Source organism: Guggenheimella bovis, assembly GCF_054492335.1.
Genome location: NZ_JBQWTF010000001.1, coordinates 34,469 through 50,914 on the forward strand (window position 1 = coordinate 34,469; position 16,446 = coordinate 50,914).

Genomic DNA, 16,446 nt, shown 5'->3' on the forward strand with positions numbered 1-16,446 from the left:
CTTTTTGTTTTTTCCAATAACCTATGTCGTGACACGACTACTACCAAAAGCATGGAGAAATTCTATGCTTTTATTTGCGAGCCTCGTTTTCTATGGTTGGGGAGAGCCCATCTACATTCTTTTGATGCTCTTTAGTGCAGCAGTCAATTACTTCTCAGCCCTTCATATTAAAAAGAAGGGCTGGTTTGTCTTTAATGTAGCTTTTAACATAGGTATGCTCGTCGTCTTTAAATACACCGACTTTTTGATAGGTTCTGTGAATGGCCTCTTATCCCTTCAGATTCCACTCACGCATTTAAAGCTTCCCATTGGAATTAGCTTCTATACCTTCCAGACCATGAGTTACGTCATAGACGTCTATCGCGGAGAAATCGAACCTCAAAAGAGCTTCTCGAAGCTTCTCCTTTACATCACTTTCTTCCCGCAGCTCATCGCAGGTCCTATTGTCGTCTACAAGGACATCGCTTTAGAGATCGACGACAGAACGATGGATCTCGATGGTTTTGTTACTGGAATGGAACGCTTTACCTTGGGCTTTGCAAAAAAACTACTTATTGCCAACCAAATGGCCTACATTACAGATGGAATCTATAGTCTCAATGAATTCTCTACCTTAGGTGCTTGGATTGCATCCATCACCTATATCTTTCAGATCTACTTCGATTTCAGTGGCTATTCTGACATGGCCATAGGTCTTGGTAGAATCTTTGGCTTCCACTTTAAAGAAAACTTTAATTATCCCTATATTGCAGAGACCATCCAAGACTTCTGGCGCAGGTGGCACATTTCGTTATCGAGCTGGTTCCGTGACTATCTCTACATTCCTCTAGGGGGAAATCGAAGAGGGGAGAGAATCGAGTATCGAAACAAGATCATCGTCTTTTTCTTTACCGGTCTTTGGCACGGAGCAGCCTGGACATTCGTCCTATGGGGATTGTGGCATGGACTTTTTCTCCTCCTTGAAAAAGCCTTTTTGCATCCTAAAAAATGGTGGAAACCATTTCGCCACGTATACACCTTGCTCGTCGTTCTCATTGGTTTTATCATCTTCCGCTCTGAAACGATCGGTTACGCCTTTGAGATGACGAAAAACCTCTTTATCTATCGTCCTTCGAGTGTTCTCATGTTAGATGCCATCATGACTCGAATCGATAGCTACCGAATCTTTATCTTTGGCCTTGCGATCTTCTTTAGTACACCCATTTATAAGAGAATTCGTTTGGGAGAAAGCAGTAAACTTTGGCTTTCCTTCCTCTTATTCCTTTTATGTGTGCTGTCGCTTTCTGCTACGACCTATAATCCCTTTATCTACTTTAGGTTTTAGGAGGGACCATGAAAATTCAAAAACGAATCTTTTTAGCTCTCGTTCTTTTCATCACCTTCGTCCCACTCCTAGGGCTCATCTTTCATCTCGATAGCCCGAACTACGCTTCTTCAGAACTCAGTAAAGAACCGAAGTTCATGATTGAAGGGAAGCTGAATCCCAACATTACAAAAGAGATCGACACCTACTATTCAGACCACTTTGCCTTTCGTTCGGCTTTTGTGAGTCTCTATCACGATCTCTTAGGTACGCTCTTTCACTCATCACCGCACCCAAAGGTCGTCGTGGGAAAGGACGAATGGCTCTTTTTCGGAGAAACTACGAATGAGATGCTCTATGATGAACAGCTTACAGTAAATGACGTCCAGAGAATCAAAGAGGTACTCCGTATTCAGCGCGATTTTGTCACCTCTCTTGGAAAAAAGTTTGCTTTTACCATTGCACCCAATAAGGCATCCATTTACCCCGAAAAGCTTCCTTATCATAAGAGTCCTGTTGGAGACTTTAAACCGCTCGATCTCTTTCATAAGGACGTTCCAGAATACTACATCGATCTATATCATCTCCTTAAAGATCATAAGAAAGAGGATCTCTACTTACTTCGTGATAGCCACTGGAACAATCGAGGTGCTCACCTAGCTTATAGAGAGATTCTTTCAGCGTATGGATTTACGCCCATGACTTTTCAGGAAACGAATGATCTTTCTGAAGAGCAGGGTGACTTAGATCGCATGTTTACGCCTTCTTTCTTAAAGAAAGAAGCACAGACGACCTTTAACACTGAAAGAGATTACGCATTCACTCGACCGATCAAAACACATGAGGACATCTTTATAAAGACGCAAAAGCCTAAGGGAGAGGGAAGTCTATATATCTTTAGAGACTCCTTCTTTAATGCCTTACTTCCTTTCTTTTCGAAGTCCTTTAAAACCGTAAGCTACGATCGCGTCATTCCCTACGATTATCGAAATGTCCTAGCGGAACCAACCGATGTATTAGTAGAAATTGTCGAAAGAAACCTCGACTGGCTCCTACAGGGGACGCCTGTAATTCCAGCGAAAAAAGTGGAGAAGAAAGAAGCACCCTTAGGGGACCGTTCCGCGACCATTCTATTAGAAGAGAGAAAAGGCTATCACTATCTAAACGCTAAGTGGAATCAACCATCAGACGACATCCTTGCCGTTTCCGTTTCCATCGGAGGAGAGTGGTATGAAGCCTTTCCCGTCTATGAAGATGGACTTCTCGATGAAGAGATCACGAGAGGCTTTAGTCTCTATGTAGAAAAACCGATTGATTCACTTGAAGTCTATTACAATACAAGTAAGGGTTGGTTTAAAGCAAGATAGCTTTCTCATTGTTTTTTACTCCCTTACGCGTTATAATGAACCCAAACCATTGATGCGGGAAAATGATAAACAAAGCCTTTCTAGAGAGCTGGCGTAGGTGGAAGTCCAGTAAGAAACCGTTTATCTATGGGCCGCTGAGGGCTAAACGAAATGAAAAGAGTAGTCTTAGACGCGAGGCATGCGTTAGTTGCTAGGAGTATGTTGGTACTCTGAAACGTATGAGGTGGTATAGCGATTTTTCGTCCTGATAATTCAGGACGATTTTTTTTAGAAAGGATTCCTATGAAAACAATCGACTTTGAAACGTATTTTTTTAATTATCCTAATGAAGAGGGTTTTTTTGGAGACTTTGGTGGAGCGTTTGTAGATGATGAACTAAGTAGAGCGATGAAGGAGACGACCAAGGCCTATTACTCCATCAGTCAGTCGAGACAATTTATTTCTGAGCTACGACGCATTCGTAAGGAGTTTCAAGGTCGTCCGACGCCCATTTCTCACCTTCAAAACCTATCGAATCACTTAGGTGGAACGGTTCAACTCTATGTAAAACGCGAGGACTTAAATCACAGCGGTGCGCATAAGCTCAATCACTGCATGGGAGAAGGACTCCTTGCAAAGTACATGGGAAAGAAAAAGGTGATCGCAGAGACGGGAGCTGGTCAGCATGGCGTCGCTCTCGCTACCGCAGCAGCTTACTTCGGTCTTGAGTGTGACATCTACATGGGTGCAATCGATGTAAAAAAGCAAGCGGCGAATGTCTCTAGAATGCGCATCTTAGGTGCTCGAGTCATCGAAGTCGAAGAGGGCTATCAGTCTCTAAAAGAAGCCGTCGATGCAGCTTTTAACGCCTATAAAAGAGAATACGACACGGCCATCTACTGTATCGGTTCAGCTCTAGGACCTCATCCTTTTCCTATGATGGTTCGAGATTTTCAGCGCATCATAGGAATCGAAGCCAGAGAGCAATTTTTAGAAATGACAGGAAATCTTCCCAACGTCGTCACAGCGAGTGTCGGCGGTGGAAGTAACTCCTTAGGCATCTTTTCAGGCTTTTTAAATGATCCCGTAAAACTTGTAGGCATCGAACCCTTAGGAAAGGGAAGAGGTTACGGAGAACACGCAGCGAGTCTCCATTTAGGAGAAGCTGGAACAATGCATGGCTTTCATAGTATAATGCTAAAGGATCCTAAGGGAGAACCTGCTCCTGTCCATTCGATCGCAAGTGGACTCGATTATCCTTCGAGCGGTCCAGAACTCGCTTTCTTAAAAGAAGTAGGGAGGCTATCGACCGATGTCATTACTGATGAAGAAGCCGTCGATGCTTTCTTTACGCTTCCTCGCTTAGAAGGTATCATTCCCGCTCTAGAGAGCTCCCATGCTGTCGCCTATGCGATGAAACTAGCAAAGACCATGGATCACGGCTCGATCCTCATAAACCTCTCTGGTCGTGGCGACAAAGACCTCGAGTTTATGATCGAACATTATGGAAATAGGATAAAATAAGGCTTGACAACGGACGTTAGATCATGTAAAGTTACATGGTAACTAAGCAGAAGTCCGTTTCTCACCTGGATGCTGAAGCGTCGGGTTAATACTGAATTTTTTAGTGCGGACTTTTGTGTCCGCATTTTTTTTATGGAAAGGGTGACTATCATTATTAAAAAGAACGAAATCAATGAAGAAATCAGAGACCGCGAGCTTCGTGTCATCGGAGCCGATGGAGAACAAGTTGGTGTCATGAGTGCAAGAGAAGCTTTGGCTCTCGCTCAAGAAGAACATCTAGACCTTGTTAAGATCGCTCCTGGCGCTAATCCACCGGTCGTTCGCATCATGGATTATGGTAAATTCCGCTACGAACAGACGAAGATGGAAAAAGAGCAGAAGAAAAAACAAAAGGTCATTCAGGTTAAAGAGATTCGCTTGTCTGTAACGATTGACGATGGAGACTTAAATACAAAGGCGCGTCATGCCATCGAATTCTTGCAAGACGGCGATCGACTCAAGGTTTCGCTCCGCTATAAGGGTCGTCAGCTCGGAAGAAAAGAACTCGGCGTAGAAGTTGTAGATCGTTTTACAGAGATGATTAAAGAGTACGGAGAGTTAGAAAAAGCTCCCATCGTCGATGGAAGAAGTCTAACAGCACTCTATTCACCGAAGAAATAAGGAGGCACATTATGCCAAAAATGAAAACCAGAAACAGCATTGCAAAGCGTTTCAAGAAGACTGCTTCAGGTGGCCTAAAACGTGGCCGTCAAGGTATGCGTCATAAGCTCAGTCAAAAGAGCTCCAAAGCAAAAAGACACTTAGGTAAACAAGCAATGACAGCTAGCGGCGATATCAAACGTATCATCGACGCTATGCCTTACTAGGAGGAAACCATGGCACGCATTAAAGGCGCAGTAAACGCAAAGAAAAAACACAAGAAAGTACTTAAGCTCACCAAGGGCTTTTACGGTCAAAAGAGTAAGGTCTTTAGAGCTGCAAATACTGCCATGCTCCATTCCCTTCGCTCCATGTTCATCGGAAGAAAACTCCGTCGTAGAGACTTCCGCAAACTTTGGATTGCTCGTATTAACGCAGCAAGCCGCATGAACGGAATGAGCTACTCCAAGCTCATGTTTGGCTTAAAGAACGCTGGCATTTCTATCAATAGAAAGATGCTCGCTGATCTTGCAGTCAATGATCCACAAGCTTTCACAAGCCTTGTAGAACAAGCTAAAACTCAAATTAACGCGTAAAGATTGCTTCGGCAATCTTTCGTTTTGGAACAAAGAAGTGAGATTGCCATTAGAAGTCTTTTGCGTAGTAGACTCTCAATAAGGAGACCCTATGAAAGACACTAGAAAAATCGTACTAAGTGGTTTATTTATCGCTATCATCTTTGTCCTAACAGCCTTTGTAAAGGTTCCATCACCAAAAGGATACATCCATGCTGGAGATGCCTTTGTTCTCCTAAGTGGTGTCGTTCTCGGACCTGTTTTAGGTCCTATCGTTAGTGGTGTAGGTTCTGCACTTGCTGACTTACAAGCAGGTTACGGCATCTATGCACCTGTAACTTTTGCCATTAAAGCGATCATGGCACTTATCGTTTCCATCGGTTTTACTCGTACAAAGGTCATCATGACGGTAAAGTTTATCCTTGCAGAGATCTTAATGATCGCAGGCTACTTTACCTTTGAAGCGATCATCTACGGTGGCATTGCACAAGCAACTCCAAGTATTCCGCTAAACCTGATTCAGGGTGCGTTTGGCGTTCTCTTAGGAGTCGTACTCATGTTTGCCCTTAAGAATCAAATTCAATGGAACAAAGATTCGAACGAAGAGAAGTAATTCTCTTCTTTCTAGTCCTCTTTTTTATAGAACTGACATTCCTGAACAGGATGAGTTATTTACTCATCCTGTTCCTTTTTGTTTTCCTTCTCTTTTCTCCTTCAAAGCTCCATCTCTTCTTTATAGCTATCGTACTCATACGCTTAGCGATTCCCGACATTCTCCCTAGTGAAGTGAAAGGTCAGGCCCTAATCGAGCGCTACAACGATTTTAGCGTCACCTGTTCGATCGGTGGAAAGAGGTATCTCATACGAGAAGCGTTAGAAGAGGGGGAGTATCAGGTTGAAGGAAAGACCCTTCCTTTTTCTACGAAACGTGGGATCTTCTTTTCAACGGAAGAAGAGCAGTACCGCTCCAAAGGAATGAGAGCGAGTCTCGTACTAAGGAAGAAGGAACTAATTAAGAAAGTTCCTTCCTTTCGAACGAAAGTGACGACCTTTGTTCAGCGTCGAACAACGCTCTTTGGTGACCTCACGCCTTTTGTTTCAAGTCTACTCATAGGACAAGGAAGCCTTAAAAAGGAAGATGAAGTCGCACTAAAGGACTTAGGACTTTTGCACCTCATTGTTGTGAGTGGACTTCATCTAACGATCTTAGAAAATGCCATACGAAAGATTTCTGGAATCCTACTCATTCCAAAGTTCATCGTGCACGGTATTCTTTTAGCACTCTTTTTTACCTTAACAGTCCTTACAGACTTTCATCCGAGTGCCGTTCGCTGTGCACTTATCTACGTCTTTAGAGTGATACAGTTTTATCGGCTTCGAGAAAACGATGCGATCGATCAGTTCTTCTTGGCTGTCAGTCTCATGCTACTTGTGAATATCTACTGGGTCACAAGTCTTTCCTTTTGGCTTGGGTTTACAGCTCATGCGTCGCTCGTCCTACAGAAGAAGCCTTCGATTCTGACACTTTACCTCTGGATGATTCCCATGACGCTCTTATTAAATGGCGTTCTAAACCCCGTCTATTACGTCGTAAGTTACATCTTAACAGAGCTTCTTTCTTTTGCTTTTCCTTACCTCGCTGTCTCTGTCATTGTCTTTGTACTACAGCCACTACTTTATGTCTTTTTAAAGGGCTTCTTAGCTCTTACGAAGCTAACGAGTCAAGTCTCAATCTTTAGCCTAAGTGTCCTAAGACCCAATGTCTTTGTGGGAGGGATCCTGGTGCTCTTTTTCATTCTCTTTCTTTTAAGCTTTTTAAGAAAAGAGTTCTATGACTTTAGAAAAAGGCACATGGTAGGTATTCTTTTCACCATGATTACGATGGTCTTTCTAGCGATGTTTTTCATTCAAAGCCTGGAGCGAGGCGTCTTCTTCTTAGACGTCGGTCAAGGGGATAGTGCTCTCATCATAACGCCCACTAGAAAGACGGTTCTTATCGACACCGGGAAGGATAGGACTCTACCGACCCTTCTTCGCCACTACACCGTAAAACCGATTGATACCGTCTTTATTACACATCCCGATCTCGATCACAGCGGAATGCTCGATTCCATTCACTATGAGACGCTCTATGAAAACGCTTATGGTGTCACCTTTGGAGGAATTCCCTTAAAAGAAGATGACGTCGTAACGGTCGATGGGATCAATTTTTTGATCCTTCATCCCAAAGTAGACCAGTTTGATGCAAACGACAACTCGCTTGTCATCCGCTTCACTTACCAGGATGTGACGTATCTCTTTTTAGGCGATGTCTCCGCGGATTACCTCAAAGAAGAATGGTTTGATGGAGTCGATGTCGTGAAGTTTTCTCACCATGGTTCGAAGCATTCTTTGAACCCTTCCATTTCAGCACAGAAAGTAAAGCTCACGATTTTAAGCTACGGAAGGAATCGCTTTGGACATCCAGCAAAAGAGGTGCTGGAGTATTTAAAAGAATCTACTGTTTTACATACCTTCAAAGAAGGAACGATTTTTATAAAAGGAAAGGCGTATAGACGTCAATCTCCCGTTTTGATAAAATGAATCTATGACATACATGGAAGCGTACCGATTACTAAAAGAGAATAAGTTAGATCATTTGCTCATTTTACAAGGGGCGGAGCCCTATCTCGTAGACGACTTTTTAGAAAAAATTCGAAGTCACTACGGTTTTGACGGCTCCAACGAATTAAATGAGCTTACTTTTGATGCTTCAAAAGGGAGTTTAGAATCCCTCTCTAACTTTCTTTTAGGACTGGGCTTTTTCAGTGATCAAAAGCTCTGTATCGTTAAGAACTTAGAAGAAAATAGTAGTCTTTGGGATGACTTTAGAAAGCTCTGTGAACAAGTGGAGGAGCATATCATTGTCGTCTTATATCCCGGTAAGTGTAAGCTTAAGGGTTTTACGACCGTCGACATGAAGCGCATCACTAAGAGCGAACTCCCACGCTGGATCACCAAGCAGTTTTCACTTCGAAAAAAACGCATCAATGACCGAGCGCTTCAGTACATGATCTCTTTTCTTCGCTACGACGAATGGGGCTCTACGACCGATCTCTACTTTATTTTAAATGAGATTCTAAAACTCTGTAGCACGAGTGAAGAAGTGATCACAGAAGAACGTGTCATGAAAAATATTGATAGGCCCTTAGAAGATAACGTCTTTGAACTCATCAGTGAAGTGTCCAATCGAAAGACAGAAAATGCCATGAGAAGGTTTCGTGAATACAAGAAGGCTGGGGGAGATCTCCATCGCTTCCTCAGTATCATGACGAGTACGTATTCAACACTCATGGTAACAAAAGAGCTCACAAAACGCGGCTATCCGCTTCTTACAGTCATGGATCGAACCGATGTCAAAAAAGAATTTGCCGCAAAGAAGAATCTAGGAATTTCCAATCAGTATTCGAAAGAAGAATTGTGGGATAGCTTCGATCGGGTCTTTAAACTACAGTTCTTATCGAGAAATGAGACCGTATCCATGGAGAGGGAAGTGGAGTCCCTTCTGTTACAGCTTTTAAGGAAATAAAAAAGGCCGAAACCTTCGGCCATTTCTTATGCTAAGCTAGCTAGTTTTTTAGCGAGACGACTTACTCTACGGTCAGCGGCATTCTTATGAATGGTACCCTTAGAAGCAGTCTTACGGATTGTCTTTTCTGCTTCGAGGAAAGAACGAAGAGCAACGTCTTTATCTCCAGCTAAACATGCTTCGTTAAACTTACGAATAGATGTTTTCATTTTAGACTTAGCAGACTTGTTGATTTCTGTTTTTTTCTTGATGACAGAAATTCTCTTTTTTGCAGATTTAATATTTGCCATGACTTCTCACCTCCTTAAGGCGGCTTATAACAGAACAATTCTATCATGATGAACTAGCTATTGCAACAATAAAACGATGAATAATACCATGATTTTTGATATAATACTTCCTGTATGGAGGAAACATGAACCAAATAAATCAAGAACGGATAAGGAACTTTTCAATCATTGCGCATATTGACCACGGTAAGAGCACACTCGCAGACCGCATGATTGAGCTCACGGGTACCTTGACATCTCGTGAGATGAAAGCTCAAGTCCTTGATGATATGGAGCTTGAAAGGGAACGTGGAATTACGATTAAGCTTACAGCGAGTCGACTCATTTATAAGGCAAAAAATGGGGAGGAGTACATCTTTAACCTCATCGACACCCCTGGCCACGTCGACTTCACCTATGAAGTATCTCGTTCCTTAGCAGCTTGTGAAGGAGCTATATTAGTCGTAGATAGTTCTCAAGGCGTAGAAGCTCAGACCATTGCCAATGTCTATTTAGCAGATAAAGTAGGACTTGAAATCGTCCCAGTATTAAATAAAATCGATCTCCCTAGCTCGATGCCAGAGGAATGCATTCAAGAGATTGAAGATATTATAGGAATCTATGCAGAGGATGCTCCTAGAATCAGTGCCAAGAGCGGACTCAATATCGTCGATGTCTTTGAAGCCATTGTAGAAAAGATTCCAGCTCCCACGGGAGATGTCACAAAACCACTAAAGGCTCTCATCTTTGACTCCTTTTACGACAGCTACCGAGGAGCGATTCCGCTCGTTCGAATTTTCGATGGCGAAGTCAAAAAAGGCGATGTGATTCAGATGATGGCAACAGGTGCCGAGTTTGATGTCGTGGAAGTCGGTTATTTTACCCCGAACATGACACCGACGAGCTCCTTACGCGCAGGTGAAGTCGGTTACATCAGTGCAAGCATTAAAGAAACGAAGTACGTACGTGTCGGTGAAACGATTACGAATGCCAAGCGTCCCGTCTCCGAACCGCTTCCCGGTTATGAACCAGCCCTTCCCGTCGTCTTCTGTGGACTCTATCCTGCAGAAGGGGAGGACTATGAATCGATTCGAGATGCTTTAGAAAAGATGCAATTAAACGATGCTGCGCTCGTCTTTGAACCAGAGAGCTCCGTCGCTCTAGGGTTCGGATACCGCTGTGGTTTTCTCGGCCTTTTACACATGGAGATCATTCAAGAGCGCTTAGAGCGTGAGTTCGACCTCGATCTCATCGCAACAGCTCCTTCTGTCATCTATCGTGTGACGACGACCAAGGGCGAACAGCTCATGATTCAAAACCCTTCGAACCTACCTGATCCCACGATGATCGAGCTCTTTGAAGAACCGATTGTTAAAGCCGATATCATCGTACCGAAAGATTATGTAGGTACCGTGATGGAACTCTGTCAGAATCGCCGCGGAACCTTCATCGACATGCAATACATCGATGAAAAACGCGTCATGCTTCACTACACTCTGCCGTTAAATGAGATCATCTACGACTTTTTCGATGCGTTAAAATCGAAGACCAAGGGCTTTGGATCCTTTGATTATCACTTAGATGGTTATGAAGCAAGTGATCTCGTTAAAATGGATATCTTAATTAACCACGAGCTCATCGATGCCTTCAGTATGATCGTTCATAGAGAAAAGGCTGTAAGCCGTGGAAGAATGATCGTAGAAAGACTCAAAGATGTCATCCCGCGTCAGCAATTTGCGATTCCCCTTCAGGCAGCCATTGGTAATAACATCATCGCGAGAGAAACCATTAAGGCGCTTCGAAAAGACGTCTTGGCGAAGTGTTATGGTGGTGATATTAGCCGTAAAAAGAAGCTCCTTGAAAAGCAAAAGGAAGGTAAGAAGCGCATGCGTCAATTTGGTAGCGTAGAAGTACCACAGCAAGCCTTCTTAACCGTATTAAAGTTTGATGAAGAATGATCTAGGAATCTACATTCACTTGCCGTTTTGCGAAAAGAAGTGTTCCTACTGTGACTTCTATAGTTTAAGGAATGATTCACTACAAGAGCCTTATCTTGAAGCTCTTCTAAAAGAACTAGGAAGCATCGAACTACCTAGAAAACTTTCTACTGTATACTTAGGTGGAGGAACGCCCTCTTACTTTAAACCACTTCCTAAGCTTTTAGATTTTTTTAATGACTATGAAGTGGAAGAGTTTACGATAGAAGCGAATCCTGAAAGCGTAAGTCTAGAAAAGGCTTGTCTTTGGAAGGACATGGGGATCAACCGAGTCAGCATGGGCGTTCAGAGTATGAACGATGAGATGCTTAAAAAACTCGGAAGAATTCATGACAAAAAACAAGTGGAAGTTGCCGTCGAAGCAATAAAACGGGCGGGCATTAAAAACTTCAACCTCGATCTCATTTATGCGATCGATGAAGATGAAAAGGGAATTGAAGACTCTCTTCATAGGCTCATAGACTTTGAACCCACGCACATCAGTACGTATGAATTAGAGCTCTATGAAAATAGGCCACTATCGAAAGTTCTAAGAAAAGTCGATGACGAGGTGAGTTCCAATCAATTTGATCTCATCCTGAATCTATTAAAAGAAAAGGGCTATGCTCGCTATGAGGTCAGTAACTTTTCACATCCTGGCTTTGAATCGAAGCACAATCTTCGCTACTGGAACCGTTTGGACACCTTAGGGATCGGCGCCGGAGCGCATGGACTTCTAGGGAATGTTCGAACCAAGCATTTACCTCATATCGAAAGCTATCTAAAGGATCCTACTCTTACAGAAAAAGAAGTACTGAGTGAAGAGGATATTGCCTTTGAAGAGCTGATGCTCGGCCTTCGACTTGTACGAGGAATCGACTATGAAGCCTTTAAAAAGGCTCATCCTTCCTACGAGGAAAACATCAAAGCTAATGTTTTAAAGCATATTGAAAACGGTAACTTAATTTATGATGGGTTCTTAAGGCCAACCAAACAAGGCCTAGACCTTCTTCATAGCGTCTTAGTAGATCTACTAGACGAATAGAAAGGAACGAGTATGTATAGGCAACAACTCGAAGAACAATATACGAATTTAAATACGAGTGCGGATGGCCTCACATCAAAAGATGCAAAAGACCGCTTAAAGCAGTTTGGACCGAATGAGATTATTCAGACCGATCGTGAATCCATTCTCTCTGTCTTTTTTGGAAACTTTAAGGATGTCATGATTCTCGTGCTCCTTGCAGCATGTGTCGTAAGCGTCTTATTAAAGGAATATACCGATGCCATCCTCATCTTAGCGATTGTCATCTTAAATGGTGTGATCAGTACGATTCAAGAATATCGTGCTCAAAACGCCCTAGATGCACTAAAAAAGCTCGCTCAACCAGAATCGGTCGTCTTAAGAGACGGAAAACAAACGAAGGTTTTAACGAGTGAAATCGTTCCTGGAGACATCGTTTTCTTAGAAGCAGGAAATGTCATTCCTGCAGACGGTCGTCTCATTAGTTCCATGAACTTTCAGGTCGATGAGAGCGCTTTAACGGGTGAATCGACACCTGTAGAAAAAGACGAACACTTTTCTGCCTTTGAAAATGTTCCAATCGCCGATCGAAAGAACATGGTCTTTAGTTCGACGATCGTGACCTATGGCCGTGCGAAGTTCCTCGCTATGGAAACGGGCATGCATACGGAAATCGGTAAGATTGCTTTTATGATCATGAACGACGACGGAGAGAAGACACCGCTACAAAAGCAACTCGATCACCTAGGAAAAGTCTTGGCGACGCTCGTCGTACTCATTTCTCTTGTGATCTTTGGCTTAGGAATTCTAGAAAAGCGCGAAATCTCCGAGATGTTTATCACAGCCGTAGGTGTTGCGGTAGCTGCCATTCCTGAAGGACTTCCTGCGATTGTAACGATCGTCATGGCCGTTGGTGTTTCTAAGCTTGCGAAGAGAAATGCGGTCATTCGTACACTTCCTTCTGTAGAAACGCTCGGTTCTGCCAGTGTCATCTGCTCCGATAAGACGGGAACCTTAACGCAAAATAAGATGAAGGTCTTAAGAGCGTATCTTTTAGATGATAAAAATGAGGAACTCGTCACAGGACTTTCCCTATGTAATGACGCTTCCATTTCGGATGCTGAAGCCATGGGAGATCCTACCGAGGTAGCTCTTTTAGACTTCGCCAAGGAATTCCAGATGAATAAGGCGGACCTTGAAGAAAAGTATCCGAGAATTGCTGAGCTTCCTTTTGACTCTGAACGTAAGATGATGAGTACGCTTCATACGACAGAATCGGGTTACATCCAATTTACCAAGGGTGGTATCGATGAGATCTTAAGTCGTACGACGCACATCGTAGAAAACGGAGTCGTTCGTCCCATTACAGAACAAGATAAGTACATCATTCAAGATAAGAACGAAGAATATGCGAAGGATGCTCTGCGTGTGCTTGCCTTAGCAAAGAAAGATACGAAAGCTCTCTCTGAAGAGGGACTCACCTTTGTCGGCATGGTCGGCATGATGGATCCTGCGAGAGAAGAGGTCGTGGATTCCATTAAAAAGGCGAAAGGTGCTGGCCTCGATGTCGTGATGATTACAGGAGATCACCTTCTTACAGCCACGACCATTGCTAAAAATATTGGTCTTTTAGAAGAAGGACAGCTCGCCATTCGAGGCAGTGAACTCGATAAGATGAGCGAAGAAGAATTTTCTGAAAAGGTTGAGCAGATTCGAGTCTATGCTCGAGTAGCTCCCGAACAGAAGGTTCGAATCGTCGATGCCTGGAAGAAAAAAGGTAAAGTCGTCGCTATGACAGGGGACGGTGTAAACGATGCGCCAGCTCTTAAACGAAGCGACATCGGTGTTGCGATGGGTAAGGTAGGAACAGACGTTGCAAGAGGTGCTAGCGACATGGTTCTTCTCGACGACGACTTCTCTACGATCGTGAAAGCCATTGAAAGTGGACGCGTCATCTACGATAACATTCAAAGAACCGTTCGCTATCTCATTAGCTGTAACTTAGCAGAAGTCATTCTCATGTTCTTTGCGATTCTTTTCAATCAGCCCATGCCACTCGTCGCCGTTCAGCTCCTCTGGATCAATCTCGTGACCGATTCACTTCCAGCTTTAGCACTCGGTGTGGAAGCCCCGGAAAAGAACGTTATGAATCGTCCACCGCGAGGTGTAAACGAAAAGGTACTTACGAAAAAAGGCGTGACGCTCACTGTCATCGAAGGACTCTTCATCGGTCTTCTCACTTATGCTGTCTTTTTAATCGGCCTAGAGACAGAAGTCGAAGTTGGTCGTACGATGGCCTTTGCTACGATCGCCTTTGCACAGCTCGTTCAAGCCATTAACCAGCGCAGTAAGAATAGTGTCTTTGTAAGGGGACTCTTTTCTAACCGTTCCTTTATCATGGCTTTCCTTGTGAGTGTAGGACTACAGTGCGCCGTACTCTTCTTACCGCCACTCATGACGATTTTTAAAGTCGTTCCGCTCTCGAGTGAATCGTGGCTTATCGTTCTGGCTGCAAGCTGTATGCCATTTCTCTTCGGAGAGATTCGTAAGCTCATTGTTAAAGAATAAAGCTCTTTTAAAAAAAGAGCTTTTTTTTGTTGACGAAAGAGAGGATTGGTGTATAATGTAATTAGCACTTAGGTGTGTTGAGTGCTAACAAAGGTGAGGAGCATATGATTACAGATAGACAAATTGCGATTCTTAGACTCATCGTCGATGACTTTATCCGAGAGGGACAGCCCGTAGGAAGTCGAACGATTTCGAAGCATCCAGGTGTCAACCTTTCACCGGCTACGATTCGTAACGACATGGCAGACCTCGAGGAATACGGCTACATCATTCAACCGCACATTTCTGCTGGACGCATTCCTTCAGAGCTCGGTATGCGATATTACCTCGATGAGATCTTCTTAAAAGACTTCGAACGAGATGATCTCAATGAGCAAGTGGGAAGCTTATTAAGTGGAGATATGAATGGTGAGCGCATCTTAAGAAAGGCTTCACGCATGCTAAGGGAACTTTCTGAGATGACGGCCATCGTTACGATGCCAGCTTTTAAGAAGATGACACTCCAAAATTTAAAGCTCATTCGCATTGATTCGACGCGCTTCCTCATGATCCTCGTGAGCGACAATGCAGATATCAGGACGATGGAGCTTTTACATGACAACGCCTCACAGGAGACGATGGATCATCTGTCAAAGCTCTTACTCGATAAGTTTAAGAGTCAGACGATTGAGGCGATGGATCTCAAAGCGTTCTCAGATATTTTAGGAAATAATGAGCTTTTAGACCGCTTGATTATCTACATTCTTCCAAAGCTAAGAGAAGCTTTGAAAGAATTTAATCAAGACCAACTTTTCATTTGCGGTCTTGAGCACATTGTAGATGGTACGAACTGTACAACGCTTGAAGAAGCGAAGGCCATCCTCGAGTTCTTTAATGATAACGATAAAGTCTTACAAATATTAAAGCCTGGGGATGAGGGAACGCAGATTATGCTTGGTAATGAGCTTCACGATGAGCGCTTTAAACGACTAGCTCTCATTAAAAGCGATTATTACTATAATGGCGACGATAAGGGAAGCATTGCTCTTATCGGTAGTGTTCGCATGGATTACCGTAAGGCCTTAAATCTCATTGAGGACATTCGCGATACGGTAGAGCAGATTTTCTCAGGAATTACTTTATAGGAGGAGTCGTGGAAGACATCAAAAACGAGACCAACGAATCAGTAGAAGTAGAACAGATGGAAGAAAAAGAGGAGAACGAACTCACGGTACTTCAAGAAGAAGTGGAAAAATGGAAAGATCAGTGTCTAAGATCACAGGCTGAACTTCAAAACTACAGACGTCGCGTCGAAAAAGAAAAGCAGGATCTCATTCAATTTGGAAACGAACGCTACCTCAGTCGACTCTTAGTCGTCATGGATAGCGTAGAAAAAGCACTCCTTTCAGGCGAAGAACAGTCAAAGCTCTATGAAGGCGTAAAGCTCATTGAAAAGAGTTTCAGAGAGTTCTTAGAAAAAGAAGGAGTACAAGCGATAGAGGCCGAGGGAAAACCTTTCGACCCGACACTCCATCATGCAGTGCTTACGGGAACAGAAGAAGGCGTTGAGCCCGGCATCATCTTAGAGGAATTACAAAAAGGCTACACATTACACGGAAGAACCATTCGCGCAAGCATGGTTAAAGTGAGTGAATAAATTTATTTTTAGGAGAAA

The 16,446-nt window shown here is 43.3% G+C and carries 15 protein-coding genes; 14 read left to right on the forward strand and 1 reads right to left on the reverse strand.

Going from position 1 to position 16,446, the window contains the following annotated elements:
* The first annotated feature begins 64 nt into the window (after nucleotides 1-64).
* The 9 genes from ACUB3H_RS00235 to holA all read left to right on the forward strand — a co-directional run bounded on the left by ACUB3H_RS00235 (nucleotide 65) and on the right by holA (nucleotide 8,955).
* Nucleotides 65-1,324 carry an MBOAT family O-acyltransferase gene (locus tag ACUB3H_RS00235; RefSeq protein ID WP_459128634.1) on the forward strand — a complete coding sequence of 420 codons (1,260 nt, stop codon included), beginning with the start codon at nucleotides 65-67 and terminating at the stop codon, nucleotides 1,322-1,324.
* Between the two features lie 8 nt (nucleotides 1,325-1,332).
* Nucleotides 1,333-2,670: an alginate O-acetyltransferase AlgX-related protein gene (locus tag ACUB3H_RS00240; RefSeq protein WP_459128635.1), complete on the forward strand. Its 1,338-nt coding sequence runs from the start codon at nucleotides 1,333-1,335 to the stop codon at nucleotides 2,668-2,670.
* 291 nt (nucleotides 2,671-2,961) lie between these two features.
* Nucleotides 2,962-4,173: a tryptophan synthase subunit beta gene (gene trpB, locus ACUB3H_RS00245; protein WP_459129837.1), complete on the forward strand. Its 1,212-nt coding sequence runs from the start codon at nucleotides 2,962-2,964 to the stop codon at nucleotides 4,171-4,173.
* Between the two features lie 141 nt (nucleotides 4,174-4,314).
* Entirely contained in the window at nucleotides 4,315-4,833 is a 519-nt protein-coding gene (gene infC, locus ACUB3H_RS00250) for a translation initiation factor IF-3 (protein WP_459128636.1), read from the forward strand.
* Between the two features lie 11 nt (nucleotides 4,834-4,844).
* Nucleotides 4,845-5,039 carry a 50S ribosomal protein L35 gene (gene rpmI / locus ACUB3H_RS00255; protein ID WP_459128637.1) on the forward strand — a complete coding sequence of 65 codons (195 nt, stop codon included), beginning with the start codon at nucleotides 4,845-4,847 and terminating at the stop codon, nucleotides 5,037-5,039.
* Nucleotides 5,040-5,048: 9 nt separating this feature from the next.
* The gene (gene rplT, locus ACUB3H_RS00260) at nucleotides 5,049-5,408 is read left to right on the forward strand and encodes a 50S ribosomal protein L20 (protein ID WP_459128638.1); all 360 of its coding nucleotides are present in this window, start codon (nucleotides 5,049-5,051) and stop codon (nucleotides 5,406-5,408) included.
* 91 nt (nucleotides 5,409-5,499) lie between these two features.
* Nucleotides 5,500-6,000, forward strand: a complete 501-nt coding sequence (locus ACUB3H_RS00265; RefSeq protein ID WP_459128639.1) for an ECF transporter S component — start codon at nucleotides 5,500-5,502, stop codon at nucleotides 5,998-6,000.
* Nucleotides 6,001-6,050: 50 nt separating this feature from the next.
* Nucleotides 6,051-7,970 (forward strand): ComEC/Rec2 family competence protein, encoded by a 1,920-nt coding sequence (locus ACUB3H_RS00270; protein WP_459128640.1) that lies wholly within the window; start codon nucleotides 6,051-6,053, stop codon nucleotides 7,968-7,970.
* Nucleotides 7,971-7,974: 4 nt separating this feature from the next.
* Nucleotides 7,975-8,955, forward strand: coding sequence for a DNA polymerase III subunit delta (gene holA, locus ACUB3H_RS00275; RefSeq protein WP_459128641.1), 981 nt, complete (start codon nucleotides 7,975-7,977; stop codon nucleotides 8,953-8,955).
* 26 nt (nucleotides 8,956-8,981) lie between these two features.
* On the opposite strand, the gene rpsT is transcribed toward holA, so the two are convergent.
* Nucleotides 8,982-9,245 (reverse strand): 30S ribosomal protein S20, encoded by a 264-nt coding sequence (gene rpsT, locus ACUB3H_RS00280; RefSeq protein WP_459128642.1) that lies wholly within the window; start codon nucleotides 9,243-9,245, stop codon nucleotides 8,982-8,984.
* Between the two features lie 125 nt (nucleotides 9,246-9,370).
* Between rpsT and lepA the strand changes: the two genes are divergently transcribed.
* From lepA to grpE, 5 genes are all read left to right on the forward strand, one after another.
* A complete protein-coding gene (gene lepA, locus ACUB3H_RS00285; protein WP_459128643.1) occupies nucleotides 9,371-11,182 on the forward strand; it encodes a translation elongation factor 4 in 1,812 nt (603 codons plus the stop codon).
* On the forward strand, nucleotides 11,172-12,245 hold the full coding sequence (gene hemW / locus ACUB3H_RS00290; protein WP_459128644.1) for a radical SAM family heme chaperone HemW: 1,074 nt from the start codon (nucleotides 11,172-11,174) through the stop codon (nucleotides 12,243-12,245). Before lepA ends, hemW begins: the two co-directional genes overlap by 11 nt.
* 12 nt (nucleotides 12,246-12,257) lie before the next feature.
* Nucleotides 12,258-14,792 carry a calcium-translocating P-type ATPase, PMCA-type gene (locus ACUB3H_RS00295; protein WP_459128645.1) on the forward strand — a complete coding sequence of 845 codons (2,535 nt, stop codon included), beginning with the start codon at nucleotides 12,258-12,260 and terminating at the stop codon, nucleotides 14,790-14,792.
* A 104-nt stretch (nucleotides 14,793-14,896) separates the two neighbouring features.
* Nucleotides 14,897-15,916: a heat-inducible transcriptional repressor HrcA gene (hrcA, locus tag ACUB3H_RS00300; RefSeq protein ID WP_459128646.1), complete on the forward strand. Its 1,020-nt coding sequence runs from the start codon at nucleotides 14,897-14,899 to the stop codon at nucleotides 15,914-15,916.
* Between the two features lie 8 nt (nucleotides 15,917-15,924).
* Entirely contained in the window at nucleotides 15,925-16,428 is a 504-nt protein-coding gene (grpE, locus tag ACUB3H_RS00305; RefSeq protein WP_459128647.1) for a nucleotide exchange factor GrpE, read from the forward strand.
* Nucleotides 16,429-16,446: the final 18 nt, after the last annotated feature.

What these genes read in the sequence shown, in the direction of transcription:
- rplT (WP_459128638.1), top strand. Translation starts at nt 5,049, where the DNA reads ATGGCACGCATTAAAGGCGCAGTAAACGCAAAGAAAAAACACAAGAAA.
- holA (WP_459128641.1), top strand. Translation starts at nt 7,975, where the DNA reads ATGACATACATGGAAGCGTACCGATTACTAAAAGAGAATAAGTTAGAT.
- ACUB3H_RS00265 (WP_459128639.1), top strand. Translation starts at nt 5,500, where the DNA reads ATGAAAGACACTAGAAAAATCGTACTAAGTGGTTTATTTATCGCTATC.
- lepA (WP_459128643.1), top strand. Translation starts at nt 9,371, where the DNA reads ATGAACCAAATAAATCAAGAACGGATAAGGAACTTTTCAATCATTGCG.
- hemW (WP_459128644.1), top strand. Translation starts at nt 11,172, where the DNA reads ATGAAGAATGATCTAGGAATCTACATTCACTTGCCGTTTTGCGAAAAG.
- hrcA (WP_459128646.1), top strand. Translation starts at nt 14,897, where the DNA reads ATGATTACAGATAGACAAATTGCGATTCTTAGACTCATCGTCGATGAC.
- ACUB3H_RS00240 (WP_459128635.1), top strand. Translation starts at nt 1,333, where the DNA reads ATGAAAATTCAAAAACGAATCTTTTTAGCTCTCGTTCTTTTCATCACC.
- ACUB3H_RS00270 (WP_459128640.1), top strand. Translation starts at nt 6,051, where the DNA reads ATGAGTTATTTACTCATCCTGTTCCTTTTTGTTTTCCTTCTCTTTTCT.
- rpsT (WP_459128642.1), bottom strand. Translation starts at nt 9,245, where the DNA reads ATGGCAAATATTAAATCTGCAAAAAAGAGAATTTCTGTCATCAAGAAA.
- ACUB3H_RS00295 (WP_459128645.1), top strand. Translation starts at nt 12,258, where the DNA reads ATGTATAGGCAACAACTCGAAGAACAATATACGAATTTAAATACGAGT.
- ACUB3H_RS00235 (WP_459128634.1), top strand. Translation starts at nt 65, where the DNA reads ATGCTTTTATTTGCGAGCCTCGTTTTCTATGGTTGGGGAGAGCCCATC.
- rpmI (WP_459128637.1), top strand. Translation starts at nt 4,845, where the DNA reads ATGCCAAAAATGAAAACCAGAAACAGCATTGCAAAGCGTTTCAAGAAG.